Source organism: Mucilaginibacter sp. P1_A3 (genome assembly GCF_056406855.1).
The window spans coordinates 418339-440954 of record NZ_JBFTZJ010000003.1; the positions used below are offsets into that span (position 1 = coordinate 418339).

Genomic DNA, 22616 nt, shown 5'->3' on the forward strand with positions numbered 1-22616 from the left:
TATTGATTATAGGCATAGTAAAGTTAGTTAATTGGCCAACAAAAAAGCCTCCCCAAAGGGAGGCTCATATAATTAGCTTTCAGCTTTAACCTTTCGGCTTTCAGCCTTATTAAGATGCCATTTGTTTACGAATGATGTTCAATGCGCCACCTGCTTTAAACCACTCAATTTGCTGAGCGTTATAAGTATGGTTTACCGCGAATGAATCAACAGAACCGTCTTTATGGTTTAATACTACGGTTAACTGTTTGCCTGGGGCAAATGTTGTTAAGCCGTTGATATCAATCACATCGTCTTCCTGGATCTTATCGTAGTCGTTGTTATCTGCAAAGGTGATACCCAGCATACCTTGTTTCTTCAGGTTGGTTTCGTGGATACGGGCAAATGATTTTACCAGTATGGCACGTACGCCCAAGTGACGTGGCTCCATGGCCGCGTGCTCACGTGAAGAACCTTCGCCATAGTTTTCGTCGCCTACTACTATTGAACCAATGCCATTTGCTTTGTAATCGCGTTGAGTAGCTGGTACAGGTCCGTATTCGCCGGTTAATTCATTTTTAACGCTATCGGCAGTGTTGTTAAAGTAGTTGATAGCACCAATCAGCATATTGTTTGATATGTTATCCAGGTGACCACGGAATTTTAACCACGGGCCAGCCATAGAGATATGATCGGTAGTACATTTGCCTTTTGCTTTAATCAGCAATTTCAAGCCTTTAATATCGGTACCTTCCCATGCGGTAAACGGCTCCAATAATTGCAAACGGGCTGATTTTGGATCAACCAATACCTGCACCTGGCTGCCATCTTCGGCAGGGGCCTGGTAACCGGCATCTTCAACAGCATAACCTTTAACCGGCATTTCAATACCTAATGGTTCATCAAGCTTAACTTGTTCGCCATTAAGGTTAGTTAAAGTATCAGTAAGCGGGTTAAAAGTCAAATCACCTGCAATAGCCAAAGCTGTTACAATCTCCGGAGATGCTACAAACGCGTGTGTGTTAGGGTTACCATCCTGGCGTTTAGCGAAGTTACGGTTAAACGATGTGATGATAGAATTTTTACGGGTAGGATCGTCTGTATGACGTGCCCATTGACCAATACATGGTCCGCAGGCATTAGCCAATACAACACCGCCCATTTGGGTAAATGTATCCAGGTAGCCATCACGCTCAACGGTGTAACGTACCAGTTCTGATCCTGGTGTAATGGTAAACTCTGCCTTGGTAGTAAGGTGTTTATCAATAGCCTGTTTTGCAATAGATGCAGAACGGGTGATATCTTCGTAAGATGAGTTGGTACAAGAACCTATCAAGCCAACTTCTAATTTTGCAGGCCAGTTGTTTTCTTTAACCGCGGTAGCAAATTTAGAGATAGGCCAGGCCAAATCTGGTGTAAAAGGACCATTGATATGTGGTTCCAGTTCAGATAGGTTGATTTCGATAACCTGGTCAAAATATTGCTCAGGGTTTGCGTAAACTTCGTCGTCGCCGGTTAAGTGCTCAGCAACGGCATTTGCAAGCTCGGCAATATCAGCGCGTTTTGTTCCGCTTAAGTAGGTAGCGATTTTTTCATCGTAACCAAATACAGAAGTGGTTGCGCCAATTTCGGCACCCATGTTACAGATGGTACCTTTACCTGTTGCAGAAAGTGAACGTGCACCTTCGCCAAAATATTCAACAATAGCACCGGTACCACCTTTTACAGTAAGGATACCTGCTACTTTCAAAATAACGTCTTTAGCTGATGTCCAGCCAGATAATTTACCGGTTAATTTAACACCGATAAGCTTAGGGAATTTAAGCTCCCATGGTAAGCCGGCCATAACATCACAGGCATCGGCGCCACCAACACCAATGGCTATCATACCTAAACCACCCGCGTTTGGTGTATGTGAATCGGTACCGATCATCATACCACCCGGGAAGGCGTAGTTTTCAAGAACAACCTGGTGAATAATACCGGCTCCCGCTTTCCAGAAACCAATACCATATTTATCTGATACCGAAGCCAGGAAATCATAAACTTCACGGTTGATATCGATAGCTGTATGTAAATCTTCAACCGCGCCAACTTTTGCCTGTATAAGGTGATCGCAATGTACGGTAGATGGTACAGCAACCTGCGGACGGCCAGCCTGCATAAACTGCAATAAAGCCATTTGCGCCGTTGCATCCTGCATGGCTACACGGTCTGGAGCAAAGTCAACATAGTCAACACCACGGCCAAATGCTTTTTGGGCATCGCCTTCAGAAAGGTGGGCGTATAGTATTTTTTCGGTTAAAGTTAAATGTTTACCAGTCGCTTTACGGGCAGCATCCACACGGGTGCTGTAGCGGTCGTAAACTTTTTTGATCATATCTAAATCAAAAGCCATTTGTATTTGATTTTTAGGTGAAAAGTAAAAGAATTGACACTAAACCCCTTGACAGGAGCGTAGTGCGGCGAATTTACAAAAATTACAACTAAAAGCTGTTAGTCAATTGGGTAAATGTTATTTGGAGAAATTCTAAATAAGTTGCTTCCCTGTTTAGTTTTTCACCAGCTTATAAATGCCACCATTTGCATTTTCAGGCCCGGTATCGGCATTGGTAAGTACATACACTTCGCCTGCAGGGTCTTCGCCAAATCCCAGTATTTTTGAGTTGGCGGGGATGTTTTGCAAAGTAATTTTACCACGTAGCCATTTAGTGCCTGCTTTTTGTAAATAAAACACTTTTCCTACCCAATCGGCAAACACATATTTGCTTTTTAAAGCGGGCAATTGTGTGCCGTTATAAACATAACCACCTATAACAGATATGCCCTCAGTATGGCTATATTCGGTAATTGGCATGGTAATACCCTTGACATCACAACCGCTGGCTGGATTATAGCAATGCGTCCCTTCCATTAGCCTCCAACCGTAGTTGGCGCCCTTTGTAACAATATCAACTTCTTCCCACAAATCCTGACCTACATCACCGGCAAACAATTGCCCGGATGCCTTATCAAAAGAAAACCGATAAGGGTTACGGAAACCATACGCCCATATTTCTGGCTTTGCATCTTTTCGGTCAACAAATGGATTGCTTTTGGGTACTACGTATCCAGATGCTGTATTAACATCAACCCTCAGGATTTTGCCAAGCCAGGTATTGATACTTTGCCCGTTCCCAAAGTCGCCATGCTTATCACCCTGGCCGCCGCCATCCCCAAATGAAATGTACAAATAACCATCTTTGCCAAACTGTATACAGCCACCATCATGATTTCCGGCCGGCTTCTCGGCTGAGAGTATGATCCTGCCGCTGTTAACGTCAACCTGGTTTGAATTTGGCGACAATTTATATTCGGCTATAACATCCTTGTGATCCGATGCCTGGCTTGACGCCGCGCTGTAAAATACATAGAATTTTTTATTGGATTTAAATTGTGGGTGCAGGCAAATCCCTAACAATCCGCGCTCTTCATATCCTTTATTTACTTTTAGCATTTTGCTCCTGAGGTCAAGCAAAGGCTCTTCAATTAACTTTCCATTTTTTATTACCCGTATTTTTCCGGGTTGCTCAGTAACCCAGATATCGCCATTGCCAGGAAATGTTAGGGCTGTTGGCGAGTACAATTTATCAGCAATGGGTTGTACTTTTAACGTAATGAGAGCTGGCTCGTCGCTTTTTTTAACCGGCTTTATTTCGTGTAAAACATAGGACGGCAATACACATGCCGCAATGCCCAAACACAATAGGGCGGTTAAAGGAAGATGTTTTTTCATAGGGTTTTATTTGTATTGATTGGTTTAATATTTTGGTTATGATCAACGCGTAAAATCAAACCATAGCGTGCCGTTTACCGGTTCGCCGTTAATATGATTTGTTTGGCTTTGTGGCCCCATTACTTTTGCCGCCTGAAACTTGGTGCCAATAGGGCTTATGGTATTTAAAAACCCGATACTACCCTCGGGAAAAGCGGGCTCAACGTTATTGTTGCTAAGTGCATCTTTTTCCCTGGCTGGGTGCAGCATTTGCAGGTACATGTTTTTATCTGCTGTATAAACAGTGAACGGTGATTCTTTATTTTCTATCACTACCCAATTAACTTCGGAATGGTAACCTTTAAACTCGGGGTATCCCCAGGTTTCACCTGTAATAGCGTTATTATAAGCTTTATGCCAAACGCCAAACTGTTGCCCTTTCAGCCTGTTTTTCCAAACCCGGTAAGGTCCCTGGCCAAGCCATTTCATGCCGGTAATTTTTTCTTCGGGATAATTGAATGTGATTCCGGTAAAATCGGCATCACCCTGCTGGGTATGTTGATATTCCAGTTTAACGGGGTGGCCGGGGGTGAATGTCCATTTTATGTGTAATGCTCCTCCGCCCTGGTAGTCGGCTTCAATAATATATTGTTTGTTAACAGCTTTATGCGTAAATAATTTTAAGCTGGTATTTACGCCTGCCAAAACTGGTCCGCCTGATAAAGAGATAGTGCCTGCAGGTTTAACAACCTTTTGAATATACCCGGTAGCTTTATCAAAATAATAGCTTATCCCATCGCATTGTACACGAAGGGATTGATCTGTTTCGTCTGTTTTTATTGCTGATTTAACGGGCATTGACGCAATTTTACCGGCGATAGTTGCCGGACTGGTGATTGCCCAGCTCCATGTAAATATTTCTTTCTTATCCGGCCCGTAAGCGGTAAGATAAAGCGCATCGCTTTTTGACCACGATGTTGGTAAGGCTAAATTTAATAACCCTTTTTCGCCTGGCTTTAGATCGGGGGCTGCCGGTAAGCCGGTTGCATTTACAATGGCTGCTGTAGTTTTTTCATGTGCCGATGGAAATTTAACCAGTTTCCATTTAAATGAGCATTGGTTAAGGTTAGTAAAGGAATACCTGTTTTCGACGGGGATTTTTCCGTTGAAGTTTGCGTTAACAGGCTGTGGGTTTATATAAACCGGCGACCAGATCTCTTTAATGGCATAAAAACTGCCTTCCTTTTCGCGGTGCGGCCCAACAATGCCATCAGGTGCATGGTTACCGTCAGAATCATAGGTATTATTTTTATCTGTACGGATAACCGCTTCATCCAAAAGCGCCCATATAAAACCACCGCCTCCATGAGGGTGTTTCACCATAAGGCCCCAAAAGTCATCCAGCCCGGCCGCCGCGCCACCGTCGTAAAGGCCGTGCATAAATTCTGTAGGGAAAAAAACTTCCTGCCCGGTAGCCACCGCGTTAACAATGTAATTGTAATCTGGGTAATGCTTGGTATCGGTACCGTTAAACTTTTCCCAGGGGTGTATCACCGTACGTTTTTGAGGGTCGTATAAGGCATAGTCGTTGTCTAATCCCCGGTTCCAGCCGCCCTCGTTGCCATTATCCCAAAAAAGGATTGAAGGGTGATTTACATCTCTTATAACCAGCTCTTTAACTAATTTACGGCCTGCCGTAGTATCATATTTGGCTTGCCAGCCAGTTAGTTCATCCAGCACATAAAGCCCCAAGGAGTCGCACACATCCAAAAAATCCGCATCGGGCGGATAGTGCGACATGCGTACCGCGTTCATGTTCATCTGCTTCATTAGCTTAACATCCATTAAATGAATATTGTGGCTTAAAGTGCGACCGCTTTCGGGCCAGAAACTATGGCGATTGCTACCTTTCATCATTATTTTTGCGCCATTTACATAAAGCGCATCATTTGGCCTTAACTCAACTGTGCGGAAGCCAAACTTTTGCTTAACGCGATGAATAACCCCCTGTTTGTTTTTTATAGCCACTATCACCTGGTACAAATTAGGAAATTCGGCACTCCATAATAAGGGCTTGCTAAAGTTCGATTTCAGCTCCAGGTGTTCATCTGTGGTGTTTGCTTTAATAGCAAATGGTTTACCTAAATTTTCGCCATTTAGCTTTTGTACCTGGGCTTCAATAGTTTCGTCGCCTTTTAAGTTTTGCGGATATACGTCAAGCTGAAATGAACCATCGGCCTTGGCATTTACGGCAAGCCTTTCAATAAAAGTGGCCGGTACAACTTCCAGGTAAACAGGACGGTAAATGCCTCCAAAAACCCAGAAATCACTGTTCCGGCGTTCTGCATCATTTACAGATGAATTTGCCGATGTTTTATCAACAGTAACCTCGAGCAGGTTTTGCGCATTGGGTTTTATCAATTCGGTGATATCGTATTTGAAGCGATAGAAACTGCCCTGGTGTACCGGCCCGGCTTGCTTGCCATTAACCATCACTTTGGTATCAGTCATCGAGCCTTCAAAAACAATAAATATTTTCTTATCCTTCCAGTTACCCGCAGTAAATTCGTGTTTATATAATCCCTGTTCGTTAGCTTTAACTTTATCGTGCCCATAGTTGTATGTGCCAAAACCCTGTAGTTCCCAGTTAGAGGGGACGTTAATTTTTGTCCATTTATTGCTGTTTCTCCCGCCGGTGCAAAAGAAATCCCATTGCACGGTATGATCTTTATCCGTACCCGACAGGTATTTAATAGCAGTTTCCTGTGCTAATGCAGCAGAAACGATGAGCATGAACAAAATTGGAAGGATTGTCTTTTTCATTGTGGTTTAAGTATGTTACTTTTTAGGCTATGATGGCGTAATTGTTCTGTCAATCAATAAATTGATCGAATAATTTTATACCGCTGACAAGATTAATTACTACTGAACAACAAAAAAAGAATATGGTCAATTAAAACTACGCAATCGTTGCCGGAAGAATTTTGAACCCACAATTAAATAAATTCTTTAGGGATTAGGGCGTTAAAACTATATCCCGCTTTACTCCAAATCTCCATCGCCCTTGGCAAAACATATTCCAGCCTCTCAAAAGCTTTCAAACTATCATGAAAAACTACTATTGATCCGGCTTGGGTATGTTTCAATACATTTTTAAGGCAATCTTCGGGTTTTAAGTTGATGTCGAAATCGCCGCTTAGCACGTTCCACATGATGATCTTGACATTGGGGCGTGCTGTTTTCAAATCTTTCACCTGCTGTTTTTTAATGCGCCCATACGGCGGACGAAAAAGATCGGTATCCAATAATTTATCGGTGAGTAAAAAATTATCGAGGTAGGTTTTGTTATCTGTTTTCCATCCTTTGAGGTGATTATAGGTATGGTTGCCTATGGCATGACCATCTTTTACAACCTGCTCAAAAATATCCGGATGCTTGTCCACATTATCGCCAATGCAAAAGAATGTGCCTTTGGCCTCATATTGTTTTAAAATATTTAATACAAAGGGTGTAACAATAGGTATAGGTCCATCGTCAAAAGTGAGATAAATGCAACGGTTGCTTTGGTTTACGTTCCAAATTAGTTCGGGATAGAGCTTTTTTAACAGCCATGGAGTTTTAACCAGGTACATATCAAATAAAAAAATAAATGTTAAATTTTCCGATATATAGAAATCAACATTGCAATGTAGTAAACAGTTGCTTACCATTGTATAGAAAAACCTTATGAAACCAAAATTACTATTATCACTTAAAGCAACTGTTATTTGCACCATACTGTTTTCGTCGCTAAGCTTCAGGGCTAAGGCGCAGGAAGTGATATCCTTGCAAAAAGCAGTAAACCTGGCTTTGGAGCGCAACCTTAACATCAAGCAATCGCAATTTACTGAGGCTTTGGATGATGAAACCTTAAAACAATCAAAATATAACCGGTTGCCAAACCTTACGGCAGGTCCTCAAGCTTCATTTAACTTTGGCCGTAATATTGACCCTTCAACCAACCAGTTTATCAATCAGCGTATTTTTGCCTTAAACGGTACCATACAAAGCCAGGTAACCTTGTTCCAGGGTGGGCAGCTGCGCAATACCATCATTCAGAACAAGTTATTATTGGATGCGGATAAAACAGCAACTGCAAAAGTAAGGAACGATCTTATTTTAAATGTGGTTACTACTTATTTGCAGGTTTTAACCAACCAGGATTTGGTAGTAGCCGCCCAGCAGCAAATTGATGTATCGAAGATAACTTTAGACAGGGCTCAAAAAAACTTTGATGTTGGCAACCAAACACTGGCAGATCTGTCTCAGGCTAAAGCAACTGTATCTACTGCAGACCTGAACTATACCAATGCCCAAAATGCCTATGAAATTTCATTGCTCACGTTAAAGCAATATATGGAAATGGGCCCGCAGGAAAATATAGTTGTTGAGAAACCGGATATCAGTAAGCTAACTGACATTCAAACATTATATAATGCGGAGGAGGTTTTAAAAACCGCTCAATTAGTTAATCCTGACCTGCTGTTGGCAGAGCAAAGGGAAAAAGCTACCCAACAGGGAATTAAAATAGCCCAGGGTAATTATTACCCAAGCCTGGTATTATTTGGGCAATTGGGTTCAAACTATTCTGATGCACGTACTTTGTTTGGCGGCGTTACACCTACAGGCAGGGTAGATACCATTGGCTTTGTGAATGGTAACCGCAACCAACCCGCAACATTACCTAATGTTGCCCCGGTATATAATAAGTACCCATTTTTTAAACAGCTTAGCGATAACTTTAATCAATCGGCAGGGGTTAGTTTACAGATCCCTATATTCAACCGTTTTAGTGCACGTACATCGGTACGTAAAGCAAAAATTCAATACGAAAGTGCAAGGTTAACCACACAGCTGGCCCGCAACAACCTGAGCAAGATCATTTACCAGGCCGTATTGGATGTAAAAGCTGCCGAAAAATCATACCTGTCATATACGCAAACTTACCAGGCTAATAAAGAGGCTTTTAATATTACCCAACAGCGCTATAATGTTGGTTTGGTAAACTCGCTTGACTATAATACCTCTTTAACCAACCTTAATAAATCGCAGTTTGATATGATCAACGCACAATATATGGTTGTGTTTAGGGCAAAAGTGATTGATTACTATCTTGGCAAACCGATATCATTATAAATAAAAAAATCTAAAACCGTAAATATCCAAACTCATAATCATGGGAAAAACTACTAAATATATTCTGATAGGGCTTGGCGCTCTGGTCGTTCTGCTAATCATAGCTAAAGCGACCGGCTTAATTGGTAAACCTCCTTTAACACAGGTTGCTACCGAAAAAGCCGATGTACGTGAAATTAATGAAACGGTATCTGCCAGTGGTAAAATTAAACCACATATTGAAGTTAAGATAAGCCCGGAAGTATCTGGCGAGGTAGTTGAATTGCCTATAAAGGAAGGCGACGTGGTTAAAAAAGGCCAGTTGCTATGTAAAATCCGTCCGGACATTTTAAAGTCTGGTTATGATCGTGCCATTGCATCATACAATACCCAAAAGGCAAGTGTAGGTAACTCTGGCCAGATGTTGAAACAAGCCGAGGCAACTTTTAACAACCAGGCTGGTATTTTTAAACGCAGCCAGGAACTTTATAAAAATAAGGTACTTACCGTATCAGAATACGAAAACGCTAAAGCGGCTTTTGAAGGTGCAAAAGCATCACTTGAAGCAGCAAAACAAAACGTTATAGGTTCTCAGTATGGTTTGGCACAATCATCAGCATCAGTTAAAGAAGCACAGGATAACCTGGCCAAAACAACCATCTACTCTCCGGTTGATGGTGTGGTATCAAAGCTCTCAATTGAATTGGGCGAGCGTGTTTTAGGAACCCAGCAGTTTGCAGGTACCGAGATCATGACCATATCTGACCTGAGCAAAATGGATGTGAACGTGGATGTGAATGAAAACGATATTAACCGCATCTCTTTAGGTGATTCTTCAAATATCGAGATCGACGCGTTTTTAGGCAAGAAGTTTACCGGAGTAGTTTCTGAAATAGGAAGCTCGGCCAACGTAGTTGGTACAACTGCCGATCAGGTAACTAACTTCACGGTTAAGGTGCGTATCAATGCTGCATCATATGTGGCTTTGCTTAAAAAAACTGCCGATAACCCTTCTCCTTTCCGCCCGGGATTGACAGCTACTGTTGATATTAATACAAACCAGGTTAAATCATTATCGGTGCCTATTCAATCGGTTACAACCCGCGAGGAGAAAAAAGAACAGAATGGTCCGCCAAAGAAAGATGATGATAAAAGCAAACCGCAGTTAACACAACCATCAAAAGAATATGTTTTTGTGTTAAACGGCACCAAGCTTAAACAAATACAGGTAACTACCGGTATTCAGAATGATACTTACATCCAGGTACTAAGCGGCCTTAAAAGTGGCGATGAAGTTGTATCGGCTCCGTATGCAGCCATATCAAAAACACTTGCCGATGGCATGGTGGTTGAAAAGGTTGACAAAGCGAAGTTATTTAATCCGGATAATAAGGATGGCAAGAGTAACTAAGGAGTAATTATCTATATAATAACAAAGCCGCGACCATTTAAGGTTGCGGCTTTGTTGGTTAATGGGGATTAGAAACTTTGTCATTGTAATAGTAATGTGCACCAAGCTTATACGATATGCATAGTTCGATAACAGATTTTTCACTATGTTAACCATGACGTATTGGATTTTGAGGCGTGTGGGTCTGTCAGTCTGAGCCTGTCGAAGACTCGCGCGGAGAGGCCTTTGCCCGCTATCCTTCGACAGGCTCAGGATGACAGCCATTTTTGTTACGGCATTTTCTCCTTCAGAGGCCACCGGATTTTACGACTCAGGATGACAAATGAGATGGATAGTATGGGTTACATTACCCCCTGCAAGCTCATCACAGCCTGATCTAAAAAGTTAGGGATCAGGGTTTTTTGCGTATGGGTTATCTTTTCAGGATCGGCAAGGTGCTGCAGCATTTCTTTATATTTTACATCACCATGCTCGTTGATCACTTCTTGTTTCTTTTCGTCTTTTAACAACAGGTTTCGCATTCCGTTGGCATCAGCCTCGGGGTGAAACTGGGTCGAAAAAAAATACTCATTAAAACGGATAGCCATCAAAGCCCTCGGTAAATCAATATGAGGACGCTCTTTTTCAATAGCTACCAATTGCATGTTTAATTCCTTAAACCGGTTTTGGTTGGGGTTGATCACCTGCCAGCTGCGCGAATCCACGGCATAGAAAGGTTCGGCAAGGCCTTCAAAAACAGGCTCGTTAAAGCCTTGTTCAGTTTTATGTACGGGTAATACGCCAAATGAGGGGGAACGACGGGTATTAATATCGCCCAATTCGTACTTACGGCACATCAGCTGGAAGGAATGGCAAACAAACAGGCCATGCTTTTTATCTGTTGTATTGGATAGGTTATGATCTTCCAATCTGTCTGTCAGCCTGAAGAATTTTTTCTCCCACTCCGTTCCTTCGTCCAGCGGACTACCTGGGCCACCGCTCGAAATGTAGATATCAAAATCAAGCCCCGGTACTTCGCAACCCCTGCGAACATCAAAAATTTTGTAGGTAATATTTAAATTGTGCTGCGCCTTATACCTGTTTAAAATATCCTGGAAACCGCGCATCCCCTCGTTTGCTATCCCATTGTACAGATCAAGTATGGCTACTTTTATTTCCGGTTTCATAAGCCCCCTCTAAATCTCCTCCGCCAGCAGGCGGAGAGACTTTCGTTTTTTAATATATATAAAAGCCCTTCCGTTAACTAACGGAGAGGGGTTGGGCTGTCTACAACCCCTTTAAAGTTTGCGAGGTAATGTAATCAACCACGTCTTCAAAGTTATTGTTTTGCTGGTAAACGGCCAACTGCCTGTCGGCGCCTGTGCCATGTTCTAGTATTTTATGCACGTATTGCAAGTCATCGCGCGAGCCAAGTTCGTCAACTACATCGTCAACAAAATCAAGTAGTTCCAGTACCAACGACCGTGTATTTACTTCCATTTCTTTACCAAAGTCGATCATTTTACCATCGATACCATAACGTGCGGCACGCCATTTATTTTCGTTTATGAGTGCGCGGGAGTAGGTAATAAATTTCATGTTTTGTTGCCTCAGCTTATAAAGTTTGGCGCACAAAGCCTGGAAAAGCGCTGTAAAAGCAATGGTTTCATCAACCAGCATGGGGCAATCGCAAATGCGGAATTCAATGGTTTCGAAAAACGGGTGTACCCGGATATCCCACCAGATTTTTTTGGCGTTATCGATACAATTGGTTTTTACCAACAGCTTGATGTAATTATCATACTCCTCAATGCTGCTGAAGTAATCGGGAATGCCGGTACGTGGAAATTTATCAAATACCTTTGTCCGGAATGATTTAAAGCCTGTATTGCGGCCTTCCCAAAAAGGCGAATTGGTTGATAGCGCGTAAACGTGCGGTAAAAAGTACCGTACCTGGTTGGCAATATGAATAGCCATATCCCGCGATTGGATGCCCACGTGAACATGGAGCCCGAAAATAAGATTTGAGCGTGCAGCATCCTGCATTTCATCCACTATTTCAAAATAGCGTGGATGATCGGTAATCAACTGGTGTTGCCAGTGCGAGAACGGGTGCGTTCCCGCTGCGCCAATCCGCAAACCGATATCACCAGCCAGTTGTGCAACGGTGGAACGCAGTTTACCTACTTCCTTGCGGGCTTCCTGTGTGTTTTTACAAATGTGGGTACCCACTTCTACTACGGCCTGGTGCATTTCGGCCTTCACCTGGTCTTCATGGATCTTTTGCGCGCTATCCACAATTTTTTGCTCATGCGATTTTAGTTCCCTGGTAACAGGGTCAATCACCATAAATTCTTCTTCAACACCTAAGGTAAACTTGTTCATAATTGGTTAGGTTATATTTTACCTATCGCCTGTGTCCTCACAGGCGATCATAATAGTTGCCTGTGAGGACACAGGCAACGGGATATAATTGTTAAAAACAAGTTGTCATTTCGAACGAACGGGGGCTGGCTTTGAGCCCAGGTGTGAGGAGAAATCTTCTACGCCTGGCCCGCCATTTACATAGTCGGATTAGCAAACAGTATAAGATTTCTCCTCGTACCTCGTTCGAAATGACATTCGTTTATTTTTTGGCTTTCTTCGGTTCTTCTACTTTTTTCGCTTTCACTACTTTCTCTTTCTTCACTTTTCCTTCTGCCTCAATAGTATGGTCAACTGCGGCAACAGTTACATCTGCTTTAACGGGTTTTGCTTTTACACTAACCAACGGTGTTTTTGCAGCAGATGTTTTTACATATTCGCCCCAGGTAAGGTTATCTAAACCGTCTTTTTGTTTTTTGGCGCGTTCAATGGCGTAATCAGCAGCAGTTTCAACTACCCATTCAAAGTTTTCCTGGCCTACACTGGTCACTTCGGCATCGGGCGCGGGGTTGCAAAAATCAATAGCGTATGGGATACCATCGCGGATAGCAAACTCAACGGTATTAAAATCATAGCCTAAAAACTGGTTAAGCTTAATTACATAATCCTTAATGGTTTCTAATAGCTTTTTAGACGCAGGTGCCTTACCGTGCTCATAGCGCAGGTGATGTGGGTTGCGTGGTTCGTACTGCATAATGCGCACATGTTTACCACCAATGCAATAGCAACGGAAATAATCGTCAAAAACAACCTCCTCCTGCAACATCATTACATATTGCTTGGTTTTGTTGTATTTGGCAAAAAAGTCTTCCTTGTTTTCTAATCTATAAACTTCTTTCCAGCCACCGCCATCAAAAGGTTTCATATAGGCCGGGAATCCAACGTAGTCAAAGATTCCTTCCCAGTGCAACGGATAGGCCAGGTTACGGAACGATTTATCGGTAGTATCATCGGGCAGATCCTTTGAGGGCAGAATTACGGTTTTGGGAACCGGAATGCCAATTTTTACAGCAAGGGCATTGTTGAAAAATTTTTCGTCGGCGCTCCACCAAAAAGGGTTGTTAATAACGGCGGTACCACAAATAGCTGCGTTTTTTAATGCCGCGCGATAGAAGGGAACATTCTGAGAGATCCGGTCGACGATCACGGCGTAATCCAGTGGTTCGGCCTGTATAACTTTATCAATGCGTACAAATTCTGCCGAAATGTTTTTCTCAGCCTTTTGGTTTATCCTATCCACAAATGCCTGCGGGAATGAATTTTCCTGTCCGAATAAGATGCCTATTTTTTTCATAGTGTTGTTCAGTTTGCAGTTGCCTGTTTGCAGTTTGCATTTGGGGCTCCTGGCTGTTTATGTGTAGATTTTAGTTTTAGATTTTATCGTCTTTTGTCTTGATTCCTGACTCTTGTTTCTTGATTCTATTTTATCGTGGATAAGTAATGCGGAAACATTTCCTTCCATATCGGCCAGTCGTGATTGGCATTTGGGCGAATATCCAGCCAATGGTTAATGCCTTTTTTGTTTAAAATGTTTGATAGCTGGATATTATAATCTTTGCAGATGTCCCGCTCGGATGTGCCGAGGATGATATTCATCTCCCATAATTCGCGCCGGTCGCTGCCCGGCAGGTAATCTACAGGGTTGTTATAAAAAATATCATCGTTGTAAAATCCATCGGTAAACATTTTGATATCAAATGCGCCACCCATGGTGAATAAATGCGCCACTTTTTCGGGATGTTTAAAAGCGAAGTTGGCAGCATGATACCCACCGAAACTGCAGCCTGCCATAGCCACTTTGTTTACGCCGGTTTCATGCATGGCCCAGGGTGCAAGTTCGTTTACCAGCATTTTATCGTACCAGCTGTAATTGCGGGCGCGGTCGGCAGGGTGAATGCCTTTGTCATACCAGGTGCGGTCATCAAGCGTATCGGGGCAATAAATTTTCACCAGTCCTTCATCTACAAACCATTTTACGCTATCTATCAAGCCAAAATCCTTGTTTTGATGAAAACGACCTTTAGTTGTGGGGAAGAGAATAACAGGAAATCCCTTATCGCCGAACACCAGCATTTCAACGTGTAAGTTTAAGTTTGGCGAGTACCAGCGGTGATATTTTTCTGTCAAAATGGTCGGTTTATGTTTTCAGAGATGTAAGTTAAGTGGTTTAACTGAAAATGGCAACTAACTGATAAATTAATACGTTAGCTTAATAAATAAAAAACATAGCGTACTTTTGCACCCTTTAAATTTAACATAGAATGTATTTGGGCTGGGCTGAAACAGAGATGACGATTACTGAAAAAATAATAACTATAAACTCCGGGCTGCTGAAAAGGGAGGTAACTTGTACCATTTTAATGCCCGATGAACAGGAAATTGCAGGGCCTTTAAGTCTGTTGTTACTGAACGACGGCCAGGAGCTTGAAAGTCTTGGATTGAGCCAAACGCTGGAGCAGTTATACAACAGTAATCGCCTAAAGCCATTGTTGATTGTAGCCATACATGCCGGCGAAGACCGCTTGCAGGAATACGGTGTTGCAGGCAGGCCCGATTTTAAAAACCGCGGTGCAATGGCTGATATTTATACTCAATTCATCATCACCGAACTGTTGCCGCAGGTTAAAAATTATACGGGCATCAACGAATTTGAAAGTACCGCTTTTGCAGGTTTTTCTTTAGGCGGATTATCAGCCTTTGATATTGGCTGGAACAATGCGGATATATTTGATAAGGTGGGCGTATTCTCGGGTTCGTTTTGGTGGAGGAGCAAAGACCTGGCTAAAGGTTATACCGATAATGACAGGATAGCACACGCTTTGGTTAGAGAAACCGTTGATAAGCCAGATTTGGAATTTTGGCTGCAAACCGGTACTAAGGACGAAACCAGCGATAGGAATAAGAATGGAATTATTGATGCTATTGATGATACCATCGATTTGATCAAAGAACTGGAAGCAAAAGGCTATTCACGCCCCGAGGACATTCAATATGTAGAGGTGGTTGGTGGCAATCACAATGCCGAAACCTGGGGTAGGGTAATGGGTAAGTTTTTGAGTTGGGCTCATGGCCGATAGCTGGATGATGAATTGTATTAGTTACTTAATAAAATTGAAGAAAAATAATCGGACGTTAAGTTTGTGGTTGCGTTACTCTTTATAATAGTTGAAAGGCTGTAAAGTTTATTGCCAATAAGGAGCATAAATAAATTGTATTTATTTTTTAAATTATCCGTTCCGGATGAGGTGTAATTTGTAAAGCCTTTCCATGTACCTATCTTAAAATCTTCAAGGGTTACGTTTGGCAGGCTTTTATTCATCCCTGCTTTTAATTGAGCTGCAAATTCAGGTGTAGATTTATATGGGGCCAGTGCTGTTGAATCAATATGGGCTACCTCTTCAAAATCAACAACAGTTAAAACAAATGCATTACTGCTATCCTTAAGTGCCATGCCATAGCTGCCTTTTATTAGCTCTTTTGGCTCAGTCGGAAATTTAACAGAAATACGATTGTCGGCTCTGTAAGTTACCCAGTTGCTTTGGGCTTTTGCAGTATTTGCAATAATTACTATTGAAAATAAGAGGGTTAGGCATTTTTTCATCGTTGTTTCAAATGTCAGCAAAAAATAATTAAATGGCTAATAACTTGACAACGTTTTATAATCTCATATATTAACGTTACCTTTGCGCCAAAATTAGAAGAGCATTTTTCATGCAAAAAATAAGAAACATTGCGATTATCGCACACGTTGACCACGGTAAAACCACTTTGGTTGATAAAATTTTACACAGTTGCGCCATTTTTAGGGATGGTCAGGAAACTGGTGAATTGATATTGGATAACAATGACCTGGAACGTGAGCGAGGTATTACCATCGTATCAAAAAACGTTTCAGTAATGTATAAAGACGTTAAAATCAACATTATTGATACTCCTGGTCACGCCGATTTTGGTGGCGAGGTTGAGCGTGTATTGAAAATGGCTGATGGTGTATTATTACTTTGCGATGCTTTTGAAGGTGCTATGCCTCAAACTCGTTTTGTAACCCAAAAGGCTTTGGCTTTAGGCCTAAAACCTATTGTGGTTGTAAACAAGGTAGATAAAGAAAACTGTCGCCCTGAAGAAGTTTACGAACAAATATTTGAATTATTCTTCAATCTTGAAGCTACTGAAGATCAACTGGATTTCCCGGTTATCTACGGTTCATCAAAACAAGGCTGGATGAGCACCGACTGGAAACAACCTACAGAAGATATTTTCCCGTTGATGGATGCTATATTAGCTAACATCCCTCCTGCACCTATAGAAGAAGGTACTTTACAAATGCAGATCACCTCTTTGGATTATTCTTCATTCGTAGGTCGTATCGCTATCGGTCGTGTAGCTCGTGGTACTATTAAAGAAAACCAACCGGTATCTTTGGTAAAACGCGATGGCACTATCCAAAAATCAAGAATTAAAGAACTTTATACTTTTGAAGGTTTAGGTAAAGTACGTGCAACAGAAGTTGGTTCGGGCGATATCTGCGCTGTAGTTGGTATCGAAGGTTTCGATATTGGTGATACTATCGCTGATTTTGAAAAACCAGAACAACTGGCGGTTATCAAAATTGATGAGCCAACAATGAACATGTTGTTCACCATCAACACTTCACCTTTCTTTGGTAAAGAAGGTAAATTTGTTACTTCACGCCACTTACGTGACCGTTTGTACAAAGAGATGGAAAAAAACCTGGCGCTTAAGGTTGTTGAAACCGAATCGCCTGATTCATACCTGGTGTATGGTCGTGGTATTCTCCATTTATCTGTATTGATCGAGACCATGCGTCGCGAAGGATATGAGTTGCAGGTTGGTCAGCCACAGGTTATCGTTAAAGAAATTGACGGTGTTAAATGTGAGCCGGTTGAAACCCTTATTGTTGATGTACCGGGCGACGTTGCTGGTAAAGTAATTGAGTTGGTAACACAACGTAAAGGCGATTTGTTGGTAATGGAGCCTAAAGGCGATTTACAACACTTAGAATTTGATATCCCGGCACGTGGTATCATCGGTTTACGTAACAACGTATTAACAGCAACAGGTGGCGAGGCTATCATGGCTCACCGCTTTAAAGCATATGAGCCTTGGAAAGGTACTATCCCTGGTCGTTTAAATGGTGTATTGGTATCAATGGATACTGGTAAAACCACTGCTTTCGCTATTGATAAATTACAGGATCGTGGCAGGTTCCACATTGATCCGGGAGTTGATGTTTACGAAGGACAAGTATTAGGCGAGCACATCCGCGATAACGATTTGGTTATTAACTTAACCAAAGGCAAGCAGTTAACCAACATGCGTGCATCAGGTAGTGATACAAACGTTAGGATTGCACCAGCTATTAAATTCTCTTTAGAAGAATCAATGGAGTATATCCAGGCAGATGAATACATTGAGGTAACACCACAAAGCATCCGTTTACGTAAAATATTCCTGAACGAAAACGAAAGACGTATTAACGCTAAGAGATTTACAAACCAATAATAGGTTAGTAAATGAAAATACAAAAGCCCTTCGGTAATCCCGGAGGGCTTTTTTTGTGATATATTAGCAGAACAAATACCGCTGACGTTATAAATGGCATGCTTATATGACTAAAGAACTAAGTAATGCTATAAATTCAATTACTATCGAAAATCTTGATGAGGGCGACAAAGAAGACTTGCTGCGCATATTTATGGTCACCAAGGATGCAGGTGTGCGCAATCGGATTGCCCTGCTCTTTGCCGATCTGGGTTATGAGAAGGCTGTTTCATATATCGTAAAAAAGATAAATGATCCGTCCATAATGAGTTATACCGGAACGTTATTATACGCGTTGGATAACCTGAACGCGAAAAAGCATTTCCTGACATTTATCAGGGTTTTATGCGAACATGAATACGAGTCGCGGTATGAGGCATATGGCCTTGTTGAAAAATATGCCGTCTCTATATCACAAACTACAAGGAAAAAGGCTATTAGTATTTTAGACGGTTTTAGGGAAAAAGAAGAACACTTAAAAATAGAGAAATACGAAAACAGCAAGTTGCATTTTATAGATACAACCATCAGATTATTACTTGCCGTTGAATAATATGAAAAAAATCACAAATCGGTAAGTAAATACCTGCACACTTTTTTATGCACCATTGATTGCCAAAAAGCATATTTTTGGCAATCAATGGTACTTGACTTGGTAATATAATTAAACCTTACACAAAAAATCAACCGCATGTGTGGATGTACAAAAGTACTTTCAATATTAAAAGCTGCTGCGTTCTGTATCTCTTTATCATTGATTCCATTTTTTATTTCCTGCAAAAAGAAATCTGCCATCGATAATGGCGCGCCCCCTGTTGCTGATACCGGAAAACTCAATACCAACAGTATTGATACTGGATATAACACTATAGGTGCAGCCATAGTCAAAGAGATGTACGCAGCTGAAACTCAAAACATACAGTTCAGGTATTCTGAACCGCTGACATTGACATCCGTTCACAATGCGATTATAAGCGGAATATCAACATCGCAAATAACGCTGGTAAGCTGTGAGAATATTACCATTAAACATTGCCAGGTAAGTAATGGAAAAAGGCCTGGCATTAATATATCCAAGTGTACCAATATTAAAATCGATAGCTGCTACCTGTCCGAAGTTCCGACGGGGATATCTGCCGAAAATAGCCAAACGATTAGTGTTACCAATTGCCAGGCTAAAAATATGCTGGGGCCTTTTCCCGAAGGCCAATTTGTACAATTTAAAAATGTAAGCGGAGCAGGCAACCAGGTAAGATTTAATAAAGTTGAAAATGTTTTAGATAAGAGTTACGCGGAAGATGTTATAAGCATGTTAAAAAGCAATGGGTTGCCTTTAAGCCCTATTTTAATAGAAGGCAACTGGATAAGAGGCGGCGGACCGAGTCATTCAGGTGGTGGCATTATGCTTGGCGATGGTGGCGGTTCATATATGGTAGCAAAAAATAATTTACTGGTGGATCCCGGTGAATATGGAATGGCCGTTTCCGGGGGTAGTAATATGTCTATAGTTAATAACACCATATATGGCGAGGCTCAATCCTTTACTAATGTGGGTTTATATTATCGTAATTATTCGGGGCTGCCGAGTTCAAATATTTTTATGGGCAAAAATGCAGTGAATTTCAAAAATTCTGAGAATAAATTAAGCAATATCTATGTTTTTCCTGCCGATATTATTCCTGCAGGCTGGGGTACCAACATTTACAACGCTCAATTATTTGAAGGCATTCTTCCCGAAAATATGGTGTATGAGCCGCTGCCTTCACCTCAATAATACTTTGCCGGCTTTTTAGTAAAATTAGCGTTTGAGTTTAAGCAGCAGGCTATCAATGATTCCGTTGATATCCTCGGATAGTTTTAAAAAGTAAACAGCCGGTAAATAAAGCGCGGTAATAAAGGCTGTGCGTAAAATAGTATCAACAACATAATTCTGCACATGCGGAATGATCCATAACGACAGGTAATAAACAAGCACGCCCGTTACTAATGCCAGTAAGCATTTAAAGTCAAACGGCTGCATTTTAAATTTTACCCAGATAAATATATACCTGAAAAGGTTGAAAATAAAATAAGTTGCTGCCGATGCGATGGCTGACCCGGTAATGCCATATTTAGGTATCAGGACTAAATTTAAAATAATAATAACCGGTACAAGTAGTAAGTTAAACAGGGCCTCATACCTGAAATATTTTGATGTGGCCAATATCACCAGGTTAATACCCGTAGCAGAGTCGATAAAATACCCCAGGCCAACAAAAAATACGGCGTACTTACCGGCCTTAAAATCGGGAGGTAAAAAAGCAAAAACATTGTCAATACTGGCCCATATCAGCACAAACAAAAATAGCGCGCTGATGATCTGGTTTACACAGCTTTTCTCATAAACAGTGTTGATGTTTTTCAGGTCGCTTGTTTTCCATGATTCAGAAACAATGGTGTAGGAGATGCTGTATAATGACCGCGAAGGCAATGAAATAATGAGTCCAAAATTGAAAGCCAGCGCATATACACCAGTATGGGCCAGGTCCAGTTTTTTTGAAATAAGTAACGTATCAATATTCTGGATAATTAAAGGCGACGAGCCTGTTAAGATGGTAAAAAAACAAATACCAACTAATTTATTGATCATGTCTTTATCCAGGAATTCAAAATTGGGCTTAAGCGAAAATTGCTTGTCTTTAATGAGTCTTGCCATGATTTGAAAGGTGGTGATCACGTTGGCTACAAGCCAAAGTATCATAAACAAATCAAAATCAATCAAGCGAAAGTAGACCAGCAGAATGGGTATTAATATGAAAATTCTTTTAGTAAATTCCCTTAGTATAAGGCCCGTGGTGATGTTATAAAGCATCCGGGCATACAGATCAAATACATTAAAGAATAAGGTGAAAAAGGTAAGCGGCAACAAGTACCAGTAGTACTGTTTAAATAGAATGGTTTTGGCATTCCGGCCAACTATTACATCCTTAAATGCATACATGAACAGTAAAAGTAATACGGTACCCACCAGGGCTACCAGGCACGCCAAAAACAAATAGCCATGATGTTGCTTTTCCTCGCTGCGGAAGTAAGGGAAATACCTTGCTGTACCATTAAAGCCAAGTATGAAGAATTGGGCAAATAAAGCGGATAAGGAAGCAAGTAGCGTTATAAGCCCTATTTGGGCCGGTGTTAACGAATAAGGCTGAAGGACAGTTACGGTGAGGAAACCAACTAAAACACCCAGGTACGAATAAATGGAACCCTTAATTGTTTGTTGCTTTATTATGCCCATTCAGTTTTTAGCCGTGTATTGTATGAAGTAAAATGATAATTTTGACGCATTCGATGGCAAATATAAAATATAAAGTGTGTGTGTTAACGGTTACCTATGCAAATAGGTGGCAATTTTTGGAGCAGGTGCTAAACAGGCTGCTATCGTTGGCGCAGGTAACACAGGTTGTGGTGGTTAATAACGCGTCGGCTTATAGTGTGGATGATAAGGTTGCCGGCTTGAATGATAATCGTGTTGTTGTTTTAAATAATGAAGAAAACATAGGCTCGGCCGGGGGATATAAACAGGCTATTGAATATGCTTATCAGCAAACTGATGCAGATATGGTGTGGCTGCTTGATGATGATAATATGCCGGCCGAAAACGCGCTTGCAGGCCTGCTTGCCCAATGGGATAAAATAGGAGGAGAGAATAACAAAAAGGCGCTTTATTGCTTGCGCGAAGACAGGCTGCCCCATGTTAAAATAGCCCGTGGCGAAAACTCGTCGAGGTATTACCTGGTGCCCGATAATTTTATGGGCTTTAGTATTTTTAATATCCTTAAAAACCGGGGATATAAAAAGAACGACAGGTTTGGAGCGGGCGTACCTTACCAGGATAAAGCGATGATGCCCTATGTACCTTACGGTGGGTTGCTGATGCATCGCTCGTTAGTTGAGGTGATTGGTTATCCCGACGAAAAGTTTTTTGTTTATGTAGATGATTCGGAATATACTTATCGTATCACACAATCAGGCGCTGTCATCTGGCTAATACCCGCTTGCAAGGTTATTGATATTGATCAATCGCAGGGTATCAATTATCAGCCTAAACCTTTCCATTCGCATTTGTTGGATCTGTGGAGTTTCAGAACCTATTATGCCATACGTAACCGGATGTATTTTTATTCAAAGGTGACTATACGTTCCCGCCTGATTTTTAAGTTAAATAAAGGCTTGTACCTCGGTTATTTATGGGTAGTAAGCAGGCTGAGTTCAAAACAAAAAGAATACAATAAATTAGTTGCAGCAGTAAATGATGGCCTTAGTGGTAAACTGGGGAAAGCTGCTCCGGAAAAGTTTTAATAAGCAATAAAAATT

Annotated in this window: 17 protein-coding genes; 7 read left to right on the plus strand and 10 right to left on the minus strand. The window is 41.4% G+C overall.

Annotated features, from left to right (window positions below; all coding sequences use genetic code 11):
* Positions 1 to 109: 109 nt before the first annotated feature.
* From AC1D0K_RS08410 to AC1D0K_RS08425, 4 genes are all read right to left on the minus strand, one after another.
* Positions 110 to 2377, minus strand: coding sequence for an aconitate hydratase (locus AC1D0K_RS08410; RefSeq protein ID WP_477391743.1), 2268 nt, complete (start codon positions 2375 to 2377; stop codon positions 110 to 112).
* A 153-nt stretch (positions 2378 to 2530) separates the two neighbouring features.
* On the minus strand, positions 2531 to 3754 hold the full coding sequence (locus AC1D0K_RS08415) for a PQQ-dependent sugar dehydrogenase (RefSeq protein ID WP_477391742.1): 1224 nt from the start codon (positions 3752 to 3754) through the stop codon (positions 2531 to 2533).
* A 42-nt stretch (positions 3755 to 3796) separates the two neighbouring features.
* Positions 3797 to 6556, minus strand: coding sequence for a glycoside hydrolase family 2 protein (locus AC1D0K_RS08420; RefSeq protein ID WP_477391741.1), 2760 nt, complete (start codon positions 6554 to 6556; stop codon positions 3797 to 3799).
* A gap of 173 nt (positions 6557 to 6729) precedes the next feature.
* Positions 6730 to 7365 carry a polysaccharide deacetylase family protein gene (locus AC1D0K_RS08425; protein WP_477391740.1) on the minus strand — a complete coding sequence of 212 codons (636 nt, stop codon included), beginning with the start codon at positions 7363 to 7365 and terminating at the stop codon, positions 6730 to 6732.
* A gap of 94 nt (positions 7366 to 7459) precedes the next feature.
* Here AC1D0K_RS08425 and AC1D0K_RS08430 point away from each other — a divergent pair, with 94 nt between their 5' ends.
* Both AC1D0K_RS08430 and AC1D0K_RS08435 read left to right on the plus strand, forming a co-directional pair.
* Positions 7460 to 8908, plus strand: a complete 1449-nt coding sequence (locus AC1D0K_RS08430) for a TolC family protein (protein WP_477391739.1) — start codon at positions 7460 to 7462, stop codon at positions 8906 to 8908.
* A 40-nt stretch (positions 8909 to 8948) separates the two neighbouring features.
* Positions 8949 to 10298 carry an efflux RND transporter periplasmic adaptor subunit gene (locus tag AC1D0K_RS08435; RefSeq protein WP_477391738.1) on the plus strand — a complete coding sequence of 450 codons (1350 nt, stop codon included), beginning with the start codon at positions 8949 to 8951 and terminating at the stop codon, positions 10296 to 10298.
* A gap of 341 nt (positions 10299 to 10639) precedes the next feature.
* Here AC1D0K_RS08435 and AC1D0K_RS08440 read toward each other — a convergent pair whose 3' ends face one another.
* From AC1D0K_RS08440 to AC1D0K_RS08455, 4 genes are all read right to left on the minus strand, one after another.
* Positions 10640 to 11464 (minus strand): type 1 glutamine amidotransferase, encoded by an 825-nt coding sequence (locus tag AC1D0K_RS08440; protein WP_477391737.1) that lies wholly within the window; start codon positions 11462 to 11464, stop codon positions 10640 to 10642.
* Between the two features lie 100 nt (positions 11465 to 11564).
* Positions 11565 to 12662 (minus strand): carboxylate-amine ligase, encoded by a 1098-nt coding sequence (locus tag AC1D0K_RS08445; RefSeq protein ID WP_295720968.1) that lies wholly within the window; start codon positions 12660 to 12662, stop codon positions 11565 to 11567.
* A 241-nt stretch (positions 12663 to 12903) separates the two neighbouring features.
* The gene (locus AC1D0K_RS08450) at positions 12904 to 13995 is read right to left on the minus strand and encodes an ATP-grasp domain-containing protein (RefSeq protein WP_477391736.1); all 1092 of its coding nucleotides are present in this window, start codon (positions 13993 to 13995) and stop codon (positions 12904 to 12906) included.
* A 125-nt stretch (positions 13996 to 14120) separates the two neighbouring features.
* Positions 14121 to 14828 (minus strand): alpha/beta fold hydrolase, encoded by a 708-nt coding sequence (locus tag AC1D0K_RS08455; RefSeq protein WP_477391735.1) that lies wholly within the window; start codon positions 14826 to 14828, stop codon positions 14121 to 14123.
* Positions 14829 to 14989: 161 nt separating this feature from the next.
* On the opposite strand from AC1D0K_RS08455, the gene AC1D0K_RS08460 reads away from it, so the two are divergent.
* On the plus strand, positions 14990 to 15778 hold the full coding sequence (locus AC1D0K_RS08460) for an alpha/beta hydrolase (protein WP_477391734.1): 789 nt from the start codon (positions 14990 to 14992) through the stop codon (positions 15776 to 15778).
* A gap of 17 nt (positions 15779 to 15795) precedes the next feature.
* Here the strand turns inward: AC1D0K_RS08460 and AC1D0K_RS08465 are convergent, their stop codons facing one another.
* Positions 15796 to 16302, minus strand: coding sequence for a hypothetical protein (locus tag AC1D0K_RS08465; protein WP_477391733.1), 507 nt, complete (start codon positions 16300 to 16302; stop codon positions 15796 to 15798).
* 110 nt (positions 16303 to 16412) lie between these two features.
* Between AC1D0K_RS08465 and typA the strand changes: the two genes are divergently transcribed.
* From typA to AC1D0K_RS08480, 3 genes are all read left to right on the plus strand, one after another.
* Positions 16413 to 18224, plus strand: coding sequence for a translational GTPase TypA (gene typA, locus AC1D0K_RS08470; protein WP_477391732.1), 1812 nt, complete (start codon positions 16413 to 16415; stop codon positions 18222 to 18224).
* A gap of 106 nt (positions 18225 to 18330) precedes the next feature.
* Positions 18331 to 18816 carry a hypothetical protein gene (locus AC1D0K_RS08475; protein ID WP_477391731.1) on the plus strand — a complete coding sequence of 162 codons (486 nt, stop codon included), beginning with the start codon at positions 18331 to 18333 and terminating at the stop codon, positions 18814 to 18816.
* A gap of 138 nt (positions 18817 to 18954) precedes the next feature.
* Positions 18955 to 20037, plus strand: coding sequence for a right-handed parallel beta-helix repeat-containing protein (locus tag AC1D0K_RS08480; protein WP_477391730.1), 1083 nt, complete (start codon positions 18955 to 18957; stop codon positions 20035 to 20037).
* Between the two features lie 24 nt (positions 20038 to 20061).
* Here the strand turns inward: AC1D0K_RS08480 and AC1D0K_RS08485 are convergent, their stop codons facing one another.
* Complete coding sequence (locus tag AC1D0K_RS08485; protein ID WP_477391729.1) at positions 20062 to 21537, minus strand: lipopolysaccharide biosynthesis protein; 1476 nt, start codon at positions 21535 to 21537, stop codon at positions 20062 to 20064.
* A gap of 53 nt (positions 21538 to 21590) precedes the next feature.
* On the opposite strand from AC1D0K_RS08485, the gene AC1D0K_RS08490 reads away from it, so the two are divergent.
* A complete protein-coding gene (locus AC1D0K_RS08490) occupies positions 21591 to 22601 on the plus strand; it encodes a glycosyltransferase (RefSeq protein ID WP_477391728.1) in 1011 nt (336 codons plus the stop codon).
* The last annotated feature ends 15 nt before the right edge of the window (positions 22602 to 22616 follow it).